Consider the following 15,704-nt stretch of genomic DNA (forward strand, 5'->3'; position numbering starts at 1 on the left):
ATCAAATCAAAATTTAAAAAGATTGAATACCGTTTACGGTAGTATATTTAAGGTTTAACACCTTACCGGGATTCATGTAACGGAAGGCACCGTGCGACATTAAGGCCGCCTCGTGGAAACCGCTTAGTATCAGCTTTAATTTGCCGGGGTAGGTATTGATATCACCAATGGCAAACACACCGGGCACATTAGTTTCAAACTTTTCAGTGTCCACCTCAATGGCCTGTTTATCAATATTTAGTCCCCAAGCCTCAATAGGCCCCAATTTAGGGCTAAGGCCAAACAATGGGATAAAATAATCAATATCAACAGGGTAGCTGGTTTTATCTTTATCTTGTATCGTGAGGCTTTTTAATACGCCGTTACCGTTCAACTCTGTGATGTTACTGCTTAGATACAAGTTAATTTTACCAGCCTGAGCCAATTGAGCCACTTTTTGAGCACTATCAGGTGCACCCCTAAAGCTTTCGTTACGGTGTACCAACGATAGTTCAGAAGCTACATCGGCAAGGTAAATGGCCCAATCCAAGGCACTGTCTCCGCCACCTGCCAAAACTACCTTTTTGCCCCTGTACGTTTCGGGGTCTTTTATCATGTAAGTAATGCCCTTGCCTTCAAATTGTTCAATGTTAGCAAGTGCGGGTTTACGGGGTTCAAAACAACCCAATCCACCGGCAATACAAACTGCTTTGGCGTGTACTTTTGTTCCCTCGTTGGTGGTTACTATAAAAGTGCCGTCTTCTTGTTTGTCAAGTCCTTCAACCCTTTCTCCCAATGTAAAAGTGGGATGAAAAGGCGCAATTTGCTCCATCAGGTTATCAATCAGCTCTTGTGCTAAGATACTGGGGTAGCCGGGAATATCGTAAATGGGTTTTTTGGGGTAAATCTCACTCAACTGACCGCCTACTTGTGGCAACACATCCATCACATGGCAACGAAGCTTCAGCAAGCCGGCCTCAAAAACAGCGAACAAGCCTACAGGGCCCGCGCCTATTATACATATATCGGTCGTTATCATTTGTAATCGTTCTAAATAACGCCGCAAAGGTACAACAAGCGTTAGTTTATTTGAAATGATATGAGTCAGGTATATTGCATAATGTCCTTATGCTTGTTACAAAAGCCGCTAACGCTTGCCACACTTCGGTTACAGGAAGGGCGAAAAACAATATGCCCCTCGTTTCACAAGGGCATTTGTATTACCTCAACATCAAATTTAACCCCCGCATAATCACAAAGAATGTAAAAGGTAGTAATTTGCAACACTTTTTATATGAGGTTTTCATTACTCATACTCGCAACATTAGCAGCCAGTTCGTTAAAAGCTCAGGTGCTGCCCTCGTTCGGTAATTCGCGCACCGGCACCACCGGTATGCAATTTTTAAAAATTGCCCCCGATGCCCGCAGCACAGGCATGGCCGGAAGCTTTGTTTCTGTATCTGATGACTTAAGCGCCTTGTATTGGAACCCTGCTGCTCTATCTCGCATTGATACTGCAAAGTATCACGTGCAAGCAGGCAATACATTGTACTATGCAGGTATAAATATGGCTTGGGGTGCATTTGCCATGCGCAGCGGCCAGCAAGCCTTTTGGGGTGTCAATGTAATGTCGCTGAATACGGGCGAGATGGATGAAACTACCGAATACCAACCGCTTGGAACGGGACGAAAGTTTTCACCATCAAGTTTTGTAATTAGTGCTTCGTATGCCCGTATCCTTACCAGCAACTTTACGTTTGGTATGACGGGTAAATACGCCCGCGAAGGAATGGCAGGTGTGGCGGTAAATAACGTAATGTTTGACTTAGGGCTTGATTATCTGATACGCGAAGTACGCAACCTGCGTTTTGCGGTTACCCTTACCAACTTTGGTATTAACGTACAACCCAGCGGAAAGGTGAGCGTATTGAAAAATACAGGTGAGCAGGAAATCACCAATTTTGAGACTCTTTCTGTACCCACTACGTTTCGATTAGGTGCTTCGATAGATGCTGTTAAAGCAAAAAACCAAGTATTGCGCACCTCGTTGCAGCTAAACCACCCTGCCGATAATAATGAAACCCTTGCGTTGGGACTTGAATATGGCATTAAAAATATGCTGTTTATCCGCACAGGATATGAAATAGGGCAGGACGAAGACGGTTTCCCCCCGATTGGTGTGGGCTATATGCTGCCCCGTCGTTTTGGTAAATTCAGCATTGATTACAGCTTAAACAATAAAACCCGCTTGGGCAATGTACACCGCCTGACGCTGGGAATACGATTGAAATAAATGGTGAAAAAGCCTTTATATATTGCCCTTTTGTGCGGCGTGGTAATAAGCTCGTCGTGTAATTTCTTTTTCGGTAAGAAAGAGAACGATACCACCAACGAGATTTTTGAGCAAGGTAAGATTGACCCCGAATTAGTACCCCAAAACGTAGGGTATGTACCCGTGCTGCCATTCTTTTCAGGGTTTGTAAACCCTGTGGATGTGTATGTGGGCTATGATGAAATGGTGTATGTGGTGGATGATATGGGCGTGCACGTTCTCGACCAAAAAGGTACCCGCTACCGTACAATTGCTATACCCGGCGCAACGGATGTGGTAATGGATCGCCGCTTGCATTTGTACGTGGCCGGCAGAATTACCCAAAACATTGGCGGACAAGACTATGATTTGGCTGCGGTGTACCATATTATTAACCCTTCAGGGGCAGGCAGTCCTGTTTTTACCGACACTTTGATACATCCCGCTGCTGATTTATCGCGCCAGCAGGTTGCATTTCGTGGGGCAGATGATGTGGCCGTGAAGTTTTCCGGATTAACGGTGTTGGAAGATAATACCTTGTATGTTTCTCGCACAGGGCCTAAAAACGATTTTAATACTGCCGCAAGGCCGGATAATACCATCCTGATTTTTAACGCCAACGGTGCAAACATTGGTTACACTAACGGACTTAATCCCCAAACATCCAGCTTGCGCTCTTGCTTGGGTGTATCGGCCATTGCAGGGTTTGCAGCTCCGCCGCAACGCTTGTTCGGCATGGATAAAAGCCGTGATTTTATACTTTGCCAAGCCGATACCAATCCTTCGGTAGAGTTTAGGGTGCTATGGATTAAAGAAACTTTCGACCCTGATTTGGGTTCGCGCAGTTACGGAGAAAATACGGCGTTGCTAAACTTTGACACCTCTAAAAGCAACCGTTTCTTATACCAATCTTTCCGTTTTGGCAATCCTGCCGACGTTTACATTGCTACGGATGCTACGGGCTATATTTTTGTAGCCGATAGCAAAAAAGACTCGATATACCAATTTACCCGCGCAGGGATTGAAGGTGTAAACCCACCTGCCAACTTCCCTACCCGCAAGCAAATTATTGCCTCGTTTGGCGGTAAGGGTGCAGGTCCGTTCCAGTTTAACCAGCCCAGCGGCATCAGTTATTTTAAAGAAATTGTGTACGTGGCCGATAAAGGCAACGGCCGCATTTGCCGCTACAAGCTGAGTACGGATATTGAGTAATTCTCTACTATTAAAATCGGTTTATCTTGCTCATTTTATCAAAATCATCCTTTCGGGTGATGCGCCGTCCGGCTATCTTTGGCTTTTATTGCCCCATAATTTTAATTTACTATGAAACGAGTAACCGGCATTGGTGGCGCCTTTTTCAAGGCCCGCGACACAAAAGCATTAGCGGCTTGGTATGATAAGCATCTTGGCTTATCGTTTGGCGAAAATGGGTACCATGTGTTTTTTTGGGACGAAGACCCCAAGCCTGACACAAGGGGTACAACGGTTTTTTCGATGTTTAAGCAGGAAACCAAGTACTTTGAACCCTCTACCAACGCATTTATGTTTAACCTGCGGGTTGAAAACCTTGATTGGTTGCTGCAAACTTTACGCGACGAGGGCGTACAGGTAATGGAGCAAACCGAGAATATGGAGGGCGTGGGCAAGTTTGGCTGGATTATGGACCCCGAAGGCAATAAAATTGAACTTTGGGAACCCGCTAAAGCGTAATTACCTCACATACTCCAATAGTTTCTTTTTAACAGAATCATATTGTGTCCAAGGGATAAAGTGGTTTTCGTTTTCAAACGTAACCACTTCCTTTTTAGGAACGTTGGTAAGCATTTTCTCATAAAAGGGCACATTGCCATAGGGCACCAGCATATCTTTTTTGCCGTGCATAATGGTGCATGGCACACGGATATTCTGCCACAAAGGCATCATTTTATCCAACTCACCTTTTAAAGGCATTAACTCAAGATTACTAGCTACCATTTCGGGGGGCAGAATGGCTTGCACCGCACCCAGTTTTAAAAAATGGCGGTAATACTCTTTCTTTTCCATTGCCGGGTCGATAGAGGGAGCCAAAAACACCAACGCACTCATGGCTGTAGGAAAATCCATTGCCATGCGCGCGATAATTGGCCCGCCCAAAGAGTGACCCACCAAAACCGGCTTTTGGCTTGACTTGCTGGTAGCCAGTATGGGGGCAATCATGGCCGCTTGCGCCTGCATTGAGGGCTCTGCCTCACCCGCTCCGCTGCTACCATAGCCCGGTCTGTCTACCGAAACTAAACAAGCGTGGTTAGTAAGTGACGTATCTTTAAAATAATCGATGTAGGCATTCCAGCTGCCCGGCGAACCGTGCACAAACACAATCATTGGTTTGTTTATATCCCCAATCTGAGCATAGCCCATAGTGCGACCATCCACTTCATAGGTAAGCAATTGAGGTTGAAGCGGGGCATCCTTAAACTCTTTCTTCAACTTCTTTTCTGTCATGCTAAAGCTGGCGCACTGCGTTAGTGCACCAAACACAACATACAGCCCAAACAGCACTAAAATAGTTTTGTACGTTACAGGGCCTATCAGTTTCATAATTATAAGAGATCTTTTAATTGAAGCAGGCTGTGAATTTCGGCTTGCACCAAATGGCTGTGAGGTATTTTTTCAGGATTAAAGAAAATATGATCGATACCTGCGGCTTTTGCCCCGCCAATATCGGTTTCAATATTGTCGCCAATCATTATTGCCTCATGGTTGCCTGCCCCGTGTGTGCTGAGCAAGTGCTCAAAAATACGGGGGTCGGGTTTTGCAAAACCTATCGATTCTGATGTGAGCACATGGTTAATGAACGGGGCAATCCCGCTGTGGCTTAGTTTACGGTGCTGTGTTTCCTCAAACCCGTTGGTAATAATTGAAAGCGTATAACGGTCGTGCAAATACTCTAACACCTCTAATGCATGCGGAAATACATTTGTTTTGGTAGGACAAATATCAAGGTATAACTGCCAAATGCCTTGGGGTATGTGTTCTTTGTTAACACCAAGAGCAGCAAAACTATCGGTAAACCGCTTTTCACGCAGTGTCGCTTTGTCAATCTCACCACGGTTGTACTGTGCCCACATGGCGTGGTTTATTTTTTCGTACACAACAATAAAATCATCAGGGTGTTGTACTCCAAAATTCTTTAAACCATAGTGATGGTATAAATGCTCCAGTGTTTCCTGTGAGTTCTTCTCAAAATCCCACAAGGTGTGGTCAAGGTCAAAAAAAATGTGTTTGTATTTCAGTTCCATCACAATTTCGGGCCAAAGGCAAGGTCGCCGGCATCGCCAAGCCCCGGTACAATATAACCGTGCGAATTTAACTCATCGTCCACTGCTCCCACCCAAAAAATTGCATCGGGAAATTGTTCGCTCAAAAAAGCAAGCCCTTGCCTGCTGGCAACAACAACCACAATGTGTATTTGTTTGGGTTTACCGCGGCTCATCAGCGCATTTAAGGTAAACGCTATCGATTTTCCCGTGGCCAGCATAGGGTCGGCAAAAATCAGCACCCGCTCATCAAGCGGCGGAGTAGCCACGTATTCAACCACTACTTCAAATGAGTTTTCATCAATGTATTTACGGTACGCCGATATATAAGCCCTGTCGGCCTCATCAAAAAAGTTTGCTAAGCCTTGTTGCACAGGCAATGCAGCCCTTAACACACTGGCAATTACCGGTGGATTTGTCAATACTTTGGTATGCGTTACAGCAAGCGGGGTAACGGTTTCAACGTCTTTATACTCCAGCCATTTGCTTACTTCGTAGGCCATAATCTCGCCTACCCTTTCCATATTGCGGTTAAACCGCAAGCGGTCTTGTTGTACATTTTTGTCTCTTATCTGCGTAAGAAACTGGTGTATTATGGAGTTTTTCTCGCTTAAAACTGTAATTTTGTTCATAGGCACTGGGTAGTTATTTGGTTAACTTGTTGTAAATCAATAATTTTTAATAGTTGGCACACTTTTGGTTTTATAACAATAAAGTTATGAATAGGATACAACAAAACATAGCAAAGATTTCAGTAGTGGTTTTGGTAACCGTTTTATCGGCGTTTACCTACCAAACTGACATTTTTGATAGTGTTGCAACAGCAATACGCGCGAACAATGCAAAGGATGTAGCGAGTTACTTTAACTCTAGCATTGACTTTAGCGTAGAAGGCAGAGAGGGTGTGTATAGCAAAACCCAAGCTGAAATGATACTGAAAAACTTTTTTACACAGCACCCCTGCACCAAATTTGATATTACCCACCGCGCCAAATCTTATGGCGGCAGCAGCTTTGCCATTGGCAGCTACACGTCAGCCTCGGGCACCTATCGTATTACCGTTTATGTGAAAGAAATAAGCGGCAAGAGTTTGATACACGAAATGAAGATTGAGGGGAAGATTGAGAGCGGGGAATAATCCTTTTCATTCCTTTTTTAAAATCACATTACTTCTTTAACCCTCAATTGCTTTATAAGAAAAGGTTACCGTTTATGCTGTTTAGGCATAATAGTTGTAACTTGCGGTATTCACGTTTTTTATAAAGCTGATGGATACGATTAATGATTGGAAAAAAAACCTGCGGTATGATATACCTGCCGGTTTGGTTGTGTTTTTAGTCGCACTCCCTTTGTGTTTGGGTATCGCCCTTGCATCAGGTGCCCCGCTTATGTCGGGCATTATTTCGGGCGTTGTGGGAGGTATTGTAGTAGGCTTGCTCAGCCACTCAAACCTAAGTGTAAGTGGCCCTGCTGCGGGGCTCACATCAATAGTGCTTGCCTCATTAACCGAGCTTAAAACCTACGAAGTCTTCTTGGTGGCAGTTGCCATTGCCGGGGTTTTGCAAATACTCTTCGGGCTGTTAAAAACAGGAGCCATTGGTGATTATGTGCCATCGCCTGTAATTAAGGGCATGTTGGCAGCTATTGGTATCATCCTGATACTAAAACAAATTCCGCACGCATTGGGTTATGATGCTGATTACGAGGGTGATGAAAGTTTTGAGCAACCCGATGGCAGCAACACCTTTAGCACCATTTGGTTTGCCATACGCACCTACCGTCCTGCCGCCATTATTGTTACTGTAGTAACAGTAGCAATACTGATGATTTGGGAATTGAAGCCTCTAAAAAAGCGGTTATTCTTTCAATTAGTACCCGGGGCTTTGGTGGCTGTTTTAACAGGTGTGATGATTAACCACTTTGTGTTTTCGGGCATGGCTGAAGGTTTTGTGCTTGATGGTAACCATTTGGCCAATATTCCTGTAAGTGCCGGTGTAGGCGATTTTTTCAGCAGCCTTAGCTTTCCCGATTTCTCGAGTTTGGGAAATTTTGCCGTATGGAAAATTGCGCTGACAATTGCCTTAGTGGCCAGTTTAGAATCGCTGTTGAGTGTTGAGGCCGTTGACAAAATTGACCCTGATAAAAAAATAACCTCTAAAGACCGTGAGTTGGTAGCACAAGGTGTGGGTAATACCATATCAGCATTGTTGGGCGGTTTACCCATTACTGCAGTTATTGTGCGCAGTTCTGCCAACGTAAATGCCGGAGGGAAAACCCGTTTTTCAGCAGTTTTTCATGGCGCATTATTATTTATAAGCGTTTTGTTTGCTGCCCCTTGGCTAAACATGATTCCGCTTTCAGCATTGGCAGGCGTACTGTTTTTTGTGGGATATAAGCTCACATCGCCAAAGGTTATAAAAAGCGTTACCCAAAAAGGCTATATGCAATACGTGCCGTTTTTTGTTACCATAGTTGCCATACTTTTTACCGATTTGCTTATAGGTATTATGATTGGTATTGGCGTAGGTATGTTATTTACCATACGTACCAATATGCAAAAGGCAGTAGTATTTACCCGTCATAACAACAACTACCTGCTACGCTTTAGAAAAGATGTGTACTTTTTGAACATCAAGAGTGTGAAAGACATTTTGGCAAAAGTACCCAACAACAGCAGCCTGTTGATTGATACTTCGCGCGCTAATTTTATTGACCCTGATATTATTGAATTGGTGGAGGATTTTAGCTGCACAGCGGTTGCCAAAGGGATTGACCTTGAAGTGATAGGCAGTTTGAACTATGTGGAGGAGAAGGTATCGTACCTGAAAATGTGCCGCGAGGAGGAAAAAAAAGGGAACAAAAACAATAAAAGCAATATTGCCGGGCAGGGGGCACACGTGCAAGGCGAACAACATATTGCACAAGAAGTTTAAGGAACAAGCACAGAAAACTATATGGATATAATTGATAAGATATTTTTACAAAACAAGGCTTGGGCGGAAGATAAACTACACGACGACCCTGACTTTTTTAAGACCCTGAAAACAGGCCAAAAACCTGATTTTTTCTGGATTGGATGCTCAGACAGCAGGGTACCTGCCAATGAGATTACCAATACCGCATCGGGACAAATATTTGTGCACCGCAACATTGCCAATATGGTAGTGAATACGGACATGAATTTAATGAGCGGGCTTCAGTTTGCCATTGAAGAACTAAAGGTGAAACACGTAATTGTGTGCGGCCATTATGGCTGCGGCGGGGTTAAGGCTGCGCTTTCTAACAAGCACCACGGCCTTATAAACAAATGGATTAGAAACATTAAAGATGTGTACCGCCTGCACCGCGACGAAATTGACAGTGTGCCCAACGATGACAGACGGGTGAATAAACTGGTGGAGCTAAATGTGATTGAACAAACACAAAACGTTGCAAAAACTTCTATTGTGCAGCAAGCATGGCATACCGGCGATGGCCCCCACTTGCACGGCTGGGTGTATGACCTTGGCGATGGTTTGCTGAAGAGTTTAATCCACATTAAACCGGGCGACCCCATTGACCCTATATACAAATTCTCTGACTTAGAGGTTGACGATTAATACGTTTTAGAACAGATTCACAAAAAATATAGGTTCTTCTTATAATTCCGACGGGCGTAAAGCCCGCCGTTATTGCAAAAATTCGTTCCGAATGGTGTAAAACCATTCGGAACGTTACCCACAAAATGACTGAGTTTAATATTCAGTCTATTTTTATATCAACTAAAATTACACCTCTTTTGGAGCGTCCAGCCTTTCAATAATTGCATTTAACTGAGCAGCCGTGGCCTCATTGTTAGAGCGTATTTCAGTGCGTACACGGTTTATGTCATCTTGTATACGCATTTTAAATTGCACCAGCTCCTCACCCGCAGCTTTGCTTTGTTTATCCAGTTCAGCTGCTAAACGTGTGCTAAAATCTTCTGATTGGCGATGAATAGTATTACGCAGTTTACGCAACTTATTATTCATCAGTAACACCAAGCCAAAGCTTAGTAAAAAAGCCAACGCCATTGCGGCCCAAATTAAATTTTGCTGCTTTCCGGTAGTAACATTCAACTCTCCAATTTTTTTATCCGTTTCGGCTTTAATCTCATCTACAGAAAAACGTGTTTTCTTAAGTGAATCTGAGGTAAGGCTGATTTTAAAATTAGCCGAGTTAAGTATTTCCTCTACCTGTTGCATTTTAACATCCAGCTCATCCACTTTATCCAGCTTTCCGCCAAGTTCTTTTTTCAATGTTAGTGCAGTGCCCACGGCATTGTTCACCTTTGTGTCAACCTCTTTCATCTTCACATCATAATCTGTTTTAAAAACGTATGGAGGTGGTTTTTTCTGCTGTTGCTGTTGTACTTGCTGTTGTTGCTGTTGCGTAGTAGGGGGTGTATTGGTTTTTTGGCCATACACTGTTTGGACGACGGAAAAAGCAGCCCAAAGCAATAAGAGTAAACGATTTTTCATAACGGTAGTTCGGTTTAGTGGTTAGTTAAATAGTAGTAGTAAAGTTACGGAATATTAGCCGTAGCAGCACCATTATTATTTTATAATCAATAAGTTATAACTGAGAACTGTACCAATAGAGGCAAAACGGGGGAGGTATAAAGTATAATATAGCAGCCGAGCCTAATATGAGTTTTTGAAATGTGTAAAAAAGTCTATTTTTGCAATTCTTTAAAAAATAACATGGCTAAGAAAGCGCAAGCAAAGTTTGGTAAAGAAACCTACGTGAGGTGGTATGACGAGATGCTGTTGATGCGCCGTTTTGAAGAGAAATCGGCACAGTTGTACGGACAGCAAAAGATTAAAGGTTTTTGCCACTTGTACATAGGGCAGGAAGCTGTGGTAGCAGGTACTATGAGTGCAGTTACCAAAGACGATAAAATTATTACTGCTTACCGCGACCACGCTCATGCGTTGGGCTGCGGTATAAGCGCTAATGCTGTAATGGCCGAGCTTTATGGAAAAGCCGACGGTTGTAGCAAAGGCAAAGGCGGTAGTATGCACATGTTTAGCAAAGAACACAACTTTTTTGGCGGACACGGTATAGTGGGCGGTCAAATTCCGTTGGGTGCAGGTATTGCTTTTGCTGAGCAATACAACGGCACTAAAAACGTTTGTGTGTGCTTTATGGGCGACGGTGCTGTGCGCCAAGGTTCGCTTAACGAAGCCTTTAACATGGCTATGTTGTGGAAACTACCTGTGATATTTGTATGTGAAAACAACGGATATGCAATGGGTACTTCAGTACAACGTACTACCAATATGTTAGACATTCACAAAATAGGTGATGCGTTTGATATGCCGAATGCTGCTGTTGACGGCATGACCGTTGAAGCGGTACACGAAGCAATGGACGAAGCGGTGAAACGTGCCCGCAAAGGAGACGGCCCTACATTTTTAGAAATACGTACCTACCGCTACCGCGGACACAGTATGAGCGACCCTGCTAAATACCGTACCAAAGAAGAGGTAGAAGACTATAAAAACCAAGACCCGATTGAAAAAGTAAAAGCCACAATTCTGTCAAATAAATGGCTTAGCGAAAAACAATTGGAAGAACTTGAAGAAAAAATTGAGAAAATTGTGAACGATAGCGTAGATTTTGCAGAAAATTCGCCCTATCCTGATGCATCTGAAATATACAGCGATGTGTATCAAGAGGCGAACTATCCTTTTATAATGGACTAACCCCAAACTGTAGAGAAACAACACAATGAGCGAAATAAAAGAAACTATTGATGAACAACTGGGCGGCGGCGTAAGCAAGGTTGAACAGTTTTACCAAAAAAACAAACGTGCCGTGCAAATTGGAGCCGGTGTGTTAGTACTAGCTATTGCAGGTTTTTTTGGCCTTACTTATATGAATGATACTAAAGAAGCTGAAGCCAACTCAAGGCTTTGGATGATGGAGTATTATTTCTCAAAAGACTCTTTTGATTTGGTATTGAACGGTAACCCAAAAGCCGAAGAACCAATCGGAGCTATTGAATTTGTTGAAGAATACAGCGGAACCAAAGCTGCACAAAAAGCTGCTTTGATGGCAGGTAAAGCATATATAGTAAAAGGTGATTATACTACTGCCCTTACCTACCTTGAAAAATTTAAGTTGGATGATGAGCTAATCCGCCCGATGGCTATCGGTCTTATCGGCGATTGCCAAAGCGAATTGGGAAACATGGAAGAAGCTGAAAGCAGCTACCAAAAAGCAGCTAATTTTTCAGCAAATCCATACTCTACCCCTGTAATGCTTAAAAAACTGGGATTGGTGCAAGAAAGCCTTGGTAAACACAAAGAAGCTGCTGCAACTTTTACCCGCATTAAGAAAGAGTTTAACGAAAGCGAAACTGCCCGCGATATTGAAAAATACATTGCACGTGCCAGTGCAAAAGCAGGCATTAACAGCTTTGATTTTTAAGACATACGATGGCTACCAGCCTCAAAAATTTATCGGCTATTGATGCCGCACAACTGCCCAACGGAACCAAATACCGTGTGGGCATTGTTGTTTCTAGATGGAACGAAGAAGTTACGGGTGCTTTGCTGAAAGGTGCTGTTGAATGCCTTACCGAAAACGGTGTAAAGGCCAAAAACATTACTACAGTGTATGTGCCCGGTACTTTTGAGTTGGCCTTGGGCGCACAGCTATTGGCAAAAAAAGAAAGCATTGATGCTGTTATTACCATTGGTTGTGTGATACAGGGCGAAACCCGCCACTTTGACTTTATTTGCGATGCAGCTGCCAACGGTATTATGAACGTGGGCTTGAACCACAATAAGCCTGTAATTTTCGGGGTATTAACCACCGATAACCAACAACAGGCTTTAGACCGTTCAGGCGGCAAGCACGGTAACAAAGGTGTTGAAGCTGCCGCCACCGCCTTGCAAATGATTGCTTTGCAAAAAAATGCGTAAGCAAGGCAACCATACTACCCCCACTAAGTTTATTACCTCTTTTAAGTATGCCTTTTCAGGCATTGCCAAGGTTTTTACCTCAGAATTTAATTTCCGTTTTCATTCGGTTGCTGCAATAGCAGTAATCATAGCGGGTTTTGTATTGGATATTACCCGCACCGAGTGGTTGTTTATTGTTCTTGCCATCGGCATTGTATTGGTAACCGAGGCAGTGAACAGCGCTATTGAAAAATTAGTCGATTTAGTTTCACCCCAACAGCAACTGCTGGCAGGCTGGATAAAAGACGTGGCTGCTGGAGCTGTTTTAATAGCAGCCATTACTGCTGCCGTAATAGGCTTATTGGTGTTTGTACCTTATTTGGTTTGAAGATAATACGGGTAAAACCCATAAACTCTGTGCTATTAAGCCGTTAACGATTGGCTCAAAAGTCAAAACTATATTTCCTCTTTATGTAGCCACAAAGGCACAAAGTCGCTAATAACAAATGCTTTGCGACTTAGCGTCTTTGTGGCTTTATATTCAACCCCATACAGTGTAACAACGGAAGGCTTCATGCCCGTCGCAAGCATCCCTAAAATAAGGTTATCCGCCAAAATCAAATCAGCCGTAACAGGTATTTGCATTTTTTGCAACTGAACGCGATGTCTTTATTCCAATCAAGCAAAAAACACTAAAACAAAAAGGCGGGCTTGCAATATGCCTTTTAAATACGGGCTTGCGAAGGTTCAACTTTGCTTCATCAAAAAACAAATACCATGAAAGCAAAAAACCTTTTTACCCTGATAGCATTTGCTGTAGTCATTTTTACAGCGCAGTTTGCCATTGCACAAAAACCCGTAATAGCGGTGCTGAATTTTGAAGCCATCAACGTAACATATAGCTCTGAAGATTGCGGAAACCTGTTTAGGCTTGAAGTTGAAAAAACCGACCAATTTGAGGTAATAAACCGTCAGGATTTGAAGGGAACACTCTCTGCCCAACGCTTAAAACTTGACACCTGTTTTGGCAAAAGCTGCATTATGCAAGCCGCCCATTATTTAAACGCTTCTAAAGCCCTTAGCGGCAGTATTGAGAATTACGGCAAACATATATTAGTAATTATGCGATTGTTTAACGTAAAGGAAAATACACTCGAAAAATCGCAGGTGTTAGAGTTTCAGAACATTCCCGAAGAATTGCCCAATATGATACACATGAGTGTACGCAAGTTTTGGGGCTTACCCTACAACGAGCTTACCTACCGAACCCTATCGAAAGAGGAGGCCTATGAAAGCGAGGTAAACAATCCGGGCGTAACTAAGTTGGTGTTAAGTGGCCCTCGTACAGGTATCACTTATTTGGGCGGCCCTACTGCAAGGCGCTTGAGCGCACCAACCAACCAAGGGGGTTTTAATGCCAATCCTTTTATGACCATGTTTGGTTACCAAAAAGAGTTTCAATACCTAAACTCGGGCAACTTTCAGGCATTGTTTGAATTAATCCCCGCCATTAACGGACTTGACCAAGGAATGTTCAGCCCTTCAATGACTTTCTTACACGGTTTCCGTAGTAATAAAAGCGGTTGGGAGTTTGCTTTTGGCCCTACCGTTAGCCTTATACCTAAGTCCGAGGGTTTTTATTATGAAAACAAATGGATGCGCGTACAAGATTGGGACAAAAAAGACAGCACCGGTAAACTGCTGCCCATCCCCGTTGAAACTGAAAAACAGTTAGACGCTCGCGGTCAACTTGAATTTAGCTCAGGCTTTGTGTTTGCCATAGGTAAATCGTTTAAATCAGGCAGGGTAAATATTCCTGTAAACATCTATGTAGTTCCCGCCCGCGATAATTGGCGCGCAGGTATTACCTTCGGTTTTAATGCAAAGAAAACAGATTATACAAGATAAGTAAACTAATCAACGCATTATGAAACGGCTAATTAAAGTTATATCATACATTTTTGTTTTAATTTTTATTACGGGTAACTATTTATATGCACAAGACTCTTGCTGGAATGTTGCTATTGTAAAAAAGGGAATTGTCAAAGACACTGTTTGGAGGAAAAGAAATATCATTTGGCTTACTCCGGTTGGTTATAATACTGAGATTAATGGTTTAGCACTTGGGGGAATAGCATCAGGCGTGCACTCTGATTCATTAATAGTAAACGGCTTAAATATAGAAATAGGGATAGGTTTATTCTTTTTCCCATATTTATTCCTTAATCCCAACGTAGAGACATTTGAATCAGATAGTATTGATCATAGTTTTGATGAACATCTTATTAAGCTAAATGGTGTTAGTATTAGTCTTATGGGGCATTGTGCAAATAGCAAAATAAATGGTATTTCATTGAATAGTATTGCTGCAATGCACTCACAGTGTGATGGTGTGCTGGCAACAATTGGTGGTTCACTCGTTGGTAATTTTAACGGACTAATGATCGCTGGTATCAGAAATTATGCAGACGCAGGAAAAGGATTGCAAATAAGCTTATTTAACTCTTGTAGCAAACTAAAAGGGTTTCAAATAGGATTAATTAATAAAAACCAAAAGCGTACACTGCCATTTATTAACTGGTGCTTTACTGATTAATTATGAAAACTAATTTAATATTTGCGCTCATATTATTTTTGCTTGCAACAAGCAGTTGTAGCAGTAGGCGTTTTGGTAATATTCCTAAAGTAAAGGCGCAGCCCAAAAAAGAGCAGACGGCTAAACGTAAACCCTCAAAAAAACAGACTGTATTAATTGTAAAACCTACCATTCTTCTAGTTGCGACCGATTCAGGCATAAGTAAACCCAACATTGCAAAACCCCAACAACAGGTTATTAAAAAACAGAAAAAACTACTTTATACCACCACAAAAGCAGTTTCAGCCATCTCAAAAAACAAGGTAAAAGTATTTAATACAGCTAAAGAAAACCGCATTAAAAAAAGCAGTAATAATTTTGATGATTTTTGGGATACTTGGCTGGGAGAACTGGTATTATACATCGCAGCCTTCATCATAATAGGGGCTATATATATATTTATTGAATGGCTGATTTCAATCGGACTGGCTTGGGTAGTGGCCATTCTGGCCTTGGCTTTAATAATTTACCTGCTATACCTTATTGGTGAGTTTATAGATGGTGTGTTAGATTTTCTTTTCAGGCGATAACAAAATCAGTAATCACATTATCCG

At 42.6% G+C, this 15,704-nt stretch carries 19 protein-coding genes; 13 read left to right on the forward strand and 6 right to left on the reverse strand.

The window, feature by feature from the left end; translation table 11 throughout:
* Positions 1-13: 13 nt before the first annotated feature.
* Entirely contained in the window at positions 14-1,018 is a 1,005-nt protein-coding gene (locus F9K23_12080; GenBank protein ID KAB2915226.1) for an NAD(P)/FAD-dependent oxidoreductase, read from the reverse strand.
* 255 nt (positions 1,019-1,273) lie between these two features.
* Here F9K23_12080 and F9K23_12085 point away from each other — a divergent pair, with 255 nt between their 5' ends.
* The 3 genes from F9K23_12085 to F9K23_12095 all read left to right on the forward strand — a co-directional run bounded on the left by F9K23_12085 (position 1,274) and on the right by F9K23_12095 (position 4,000).
* Entirely contained in the window at positions 1,274-2,272 is a 999-nt protein-coding gene (locus tag F9K23_12085) for a PorV/PorQ family protein (protein KAB2915227.1), read from the forward strand.
* A complete protein-coding gene (locus F9K23_12090) occupies positions 2,273-3,502 on the forward strand; it encodes a hypothetical protein (protein KAB2915228.1) in 1,230 nt (409 codons plus the stop codon).
* A gap of 111 nt (positions 3,503-3,613) precedes the next feature.
* Positions 3,614-4,000, forward strand: coding sequence for a VOC family protein (locus F9K23_12095; GenBank protein ID KAB2915229.1), 387 nt, complete (start codon positions 3,614-3,616; stop codon positions 3,998-4,000).
* On the opposite strand, the gene F9K23_12100 is transcribed toward F9K23_12095, so the two are convergent.
* Genes F9K23_12100 through F9K23_12110 form a run of 3 tightly spaced genes read right to left on the reverse strand, consistent with a single transcriptional unit; the run spans position 4,001 to position 6,218 of the window.
* Entirely contained in the window at positions 4,001-4,867 is an 867-nt protein-coding gene (locus F9K23_12100) for an alpha/beta hydrolase (protein ID KAB2915230.1), read from the reverse strand. It lies immediately after the preceding gene.
* A 2-nt stretch (positions 4,868-4,869) separates the two neighbouring features.
* The gene (locus F9K23_12105) at positions 4,870-5,571 is read right to left on the reverse strand and encodes a noncanonical pyrimidine nucleotidase, YjjG family (protein ID KAB2915231.1); all 702 of its coding nucleotides are present in this window, start codon (positions 5,569-5,571) and stop codon (positions 4,870-4,872) included.
* The gene (locus tag F9K23_12110) at positions 5,568-6,218 is read right to left on the reverse strand and encodes a uracil phosphoribosyltransferase (GenBank protein ID KAB2915232.1); all 651 of its coding nucleotides are present in this window, start codon (positions 6,216-6,218) and stop codon (positions 5,568-5,570) included. Before F9K23_12110 ends, F9K23_12105 begins: the two co-directional genes overlap by 4 nt.
* Positions 6,219-6,304: 86 nt before the next feature.
* On the opposite strand from F9K23_12110, the gene F9K23_12115 reads away from it, so the two are divergent.
* The 3 genes from F9K23_12115 (at position 6,305) to F9K23_12125 (ending at position 9,185) form a co-directional block, all read left to right on the forward strand.
* The gene (locus F9K23_12115; protein ID KAB2915233.1) at positions 6,305-6,724 is read left to right on the forward strand and encodes a DUF4783 domain-containing protein; all 420 of its coding nucleotides are present in this window, start codon (positions 6,305-6,307) and stop codon (positions 6,722-6,724) included.
* 130 nt (positions 6,725-6,854) lie between these two features.
* Complete coding sequence (locus tag F9K23_12120) at positions 6,855-8,519, forward strand: SulP family inorganic anion transporter (GenBank protein ID KAB2915234.1); 1,665 nt, start codon at positions 6,855-6,857, stop codon at positions 8,517-8,519.
* A 21-nt stretch (positions 8,520-8,540) separates the two neighbouring features.
* Positions 8,541-9,185, forward strand: coding sequence for a carbonic anhydrase (locus F9K23_12125; protein ID KAB2915235.1), 645 nt, complete (start codon positions 8,541-8,543; stop codon positions 9,183-9,185).
* Positions 9,186-9,353: 168 nt separating this feature from the next.
* Here the strand turns inward: F9K23_12125 and F9K23_12130 are convergent, their stop codons facing one another.
* The gene (locus F9K23_12130) at positions 9,354-10,085 is read right to left on the reverse strand and encodes a hypothetical protein (GenBank protein KAB2915236.1); all 732 of its coding nucleotides are present in this window, start codon (positions 10,083-10,085) and stop codon (positions 9,354-9,356) included.
* A gap of 222 nt (positions 10,086-10,307) precedes the next feature.
* On the opposite strand from F9K23_12130, the gene pdhA reads away from it, so the two are divergent.
* Genes pdhA through F9K23_12150 form a run of 4 tightly spaced genes read left to right on the forward strand, consistent with a single transcriptional unit; the run spans position 10,308 to position 12,903 of the window.
* Complete coding sequence (gene pdhA / locus F9K23_12135) at positions 10,308-11,312, forward strand: pyruvate dehydrogenase (acetyl-transferring) E1 component subunit alpha (protein ID KAB2915237.1); 1,005 nt, start codon at positions 10,308-10,310, stop codon at positions 11,310-11,312.
* A 25-nt stretch (positions 11,313-11,337) separates the two neighbouring features.
* The gene (locus F9K23_12140) at positions 11,338-12,039 is read left to right on the forward strand and encodes a tetratricopeptide repeat protein (protein ID KAB2915238.1); all 702 of its coding nucleotides are present in this window, start codon (positions 11,338-11,340) and stop codon (positions 12,037-12,039) included.
* 8 nt (positions 12,040-12,047) lie between these two features.
* On the forward strand, positions 12,048-12,536 hold the full coding sequence (locus F9K23_12145; protein ID KAB2915239.1) for a 6,7-dimethyl-8-ribityllumazine synthase: 489 nt from the start codon (positions 12,048-12,050) through the stop codon (positions 12,534-12,536).
* A complete protein-coding gene (locus F9K23_12150) occupies positions 12,529-12,903 on the forward strand; it encodes a diacylglycerol kinase family protein (GenBank protein ID KAB2915240.1) in 375 nt (124 codons plus the stop codon). Before F9K23_12145 ends, F9K23_12150 begins: the two co-directional genes overlap by 8 nt.
* Positions 12,904-12,971: 68 nt before the next feature.
* On the opposite strand, the gene F9K23_12155 is transcribed toward F9K23_12150, so the two are convergent.
* Entirely contained in the window at positions 12,972-13,160 is a 189-nt protein-coding gene (locus F9K23_12155; protein ID KAB2915241.1) for a hypothetical protein, read from the reverse strand.
* A 132-nt stretch (positions 13,161-13,292) separates the two neighbouring features.
* Between F9K23_12155 and F9K23_12160 the strand changes: the two genes are divergently transcribed.
* Genes F9K23_12160 through F9K23_12170 form a run of 3 tightly spaced genes read left to right on the forward strand, consistent with a single transcriptional unit; the run spans position 13,293 to position 15,680 of the window.
* The gene (locus F9K23_12160; protein KAB2915242.1) at positions 13,293-14,423 is read left to right on the forward strand and encodes a hypothetical protein; all 1,131 of its coding nucleotides are present in this window, start codon (positions 13,293-13,295) and stop codon (positions 14,421-14,423) included.
* A 19-nt stretch (positions 14,424-14,442) separates the two neighbouring features.
* Positions 14,443-15,111: a hypothetical protein gene (locus F9K23_12165; GenBank protein ID KAB2915243.1), complete on the forward strand. Its 669-nt coding sequence runs from the start codon at positions 14,443-14,445 to the stop codon at positions 15,109-15,111.
* A gap of 2 nt (positions 15,112-15,113) precedes the next feature.
* Positions 15,114-15,680: a hypothetical protein gene (locus tag F9K23_12170; GenBank protein KAB2915244.1), complete on the forward strand. Its 567-nt coding sequence runs from the start codon at positions 15,114-15,116 to the stop codon at positions 15,678-15,680.
* Positions 15,681-15,704: the final 24 nt, after the last annotated feature.

This window comes from Bacteroidota bacterium, assembly GCA_008933805.1.
In the GTDB taxonomy this organism is placed as follows: domain Bacteria; phylum Bacteroidota; class Bacteroidia; order UBA8524; family UBA8524; genus SB11.

Coding starts and splice junctions, on each gene's coding strand:
- F9K23_12150 (KAB2915240.1), top strand. CDS start 12,529: ATGCGTAAGCAAGGCAACCATACTACCCCCACTAAGTTTATTACCTCT.
- F9K23_12160 (KAB2915242.1), top strand. CDS start 13,293: ATGAAAGCAAAAAACCTTTTTACCCTGATAGCATTTGCTGTAGTCATT.
- F9K23_12080 (KAB2915226.1), bottom strand. CDS start 1,018: ATGATAACGACCGATATATGTATAATAGGCGCGGGCCCTGTAGGCTTG.
- F9K23_12155 (KAB2915241.1), bottom strand. CDS start 13,160: ATGCAAATACCTGTTACGGCTGATTTGATTTTGGCGGATAACCTTATT.
- F9K23_12100 (KAB2915230.1), bottom strand. CDS start 4,867: ATGAAACTGATAGGCCCTGTAACGTACAAAACTATTTTAGTGCTGTTT.
- F9K23_12120 (KAB2915234.1), top strand. CDS start 6,855: ATGGATACGATTAATGATTGGAAAAAAAACCTGCGGTATGATATACCT.
- pdhA (KAB2915237.1), top strand. CDS start 10,308: ATGGCTAAGAAAGCGCAAGCAAAGTTTGGTAAAGAAACCTACGTGAGG.
- F9K23_12170 (KAB2915244.1), top strand. CDS start 15,114: ATGAAAACTAATTTAATATTTGCGCTCATATTATTTTTGCTTGCAACA.
- F9K23_12140 (KAB2915238.1), top strand. CDS start 11,338: ATGAGCGAAATAAAAGAAACTATTGATGAACAACTGGGCGGCGGCGTA.
- F9K23_12085 (KAB2915227.1), top strand. CDS start 1,274: ATGAGGTTTTCATTACTCATACTCGCAACATTAGCAGCCAGTTCGTTA.
- F9K23_12115 (KAB2915233.1), top strand. CDS start 6,305: ATGAATAGGATACAACAAAACATAGCAAAGATTTCAGTAGTGGTTTTG.
- F9K23_12110 (KAB2915232.1), bottom strand. CDS start 6,218: ATGAACAAAATTACAGTTTTAAGCGAGAAAAACTCCATAATACACCAG.
- F9K23_12165 (KAB2915243.1), top strand. CDS start 14,443: ATGAAACGGCTAATTAAAGTTATATCATACATTTTTGTTTTAATTTTT.
- F9K23_12130 (KAB2915236.1), bottom strand. CDS start 10,085: ATGAAAAATCGTTTACTCTTATTGCTTTGGGCTGCTTTTTCCGTCGTC.
- F9K23_12125 (KAB2915235.1), top strand. CDS start 8,541: ATGGATATAATTGATAAGATATTTTTACAAAACAAGGCTTGGGCGGAA.
- F9K23_12090 (KAB2915228.1), top strand. CDS start 2,273: ATGGTGAAAAAGCCTTTATATATTGCCCTTTTGTGCGGCGTGGTAATA.
- F9K23_12145 (KAB2915239.1), top strand. CDS start 12,048: ATGGCTACCAGCCTCAAAAATTTATCGGCTATTGATGCCGCACAACTG.
- F9K23_12095 (KAB2915229.1), top strand. CDS start 3,614: ATGAAACGAGTAACCGGCATTGGTGGCGCCTTTTTCAAGGCCCGCGAC.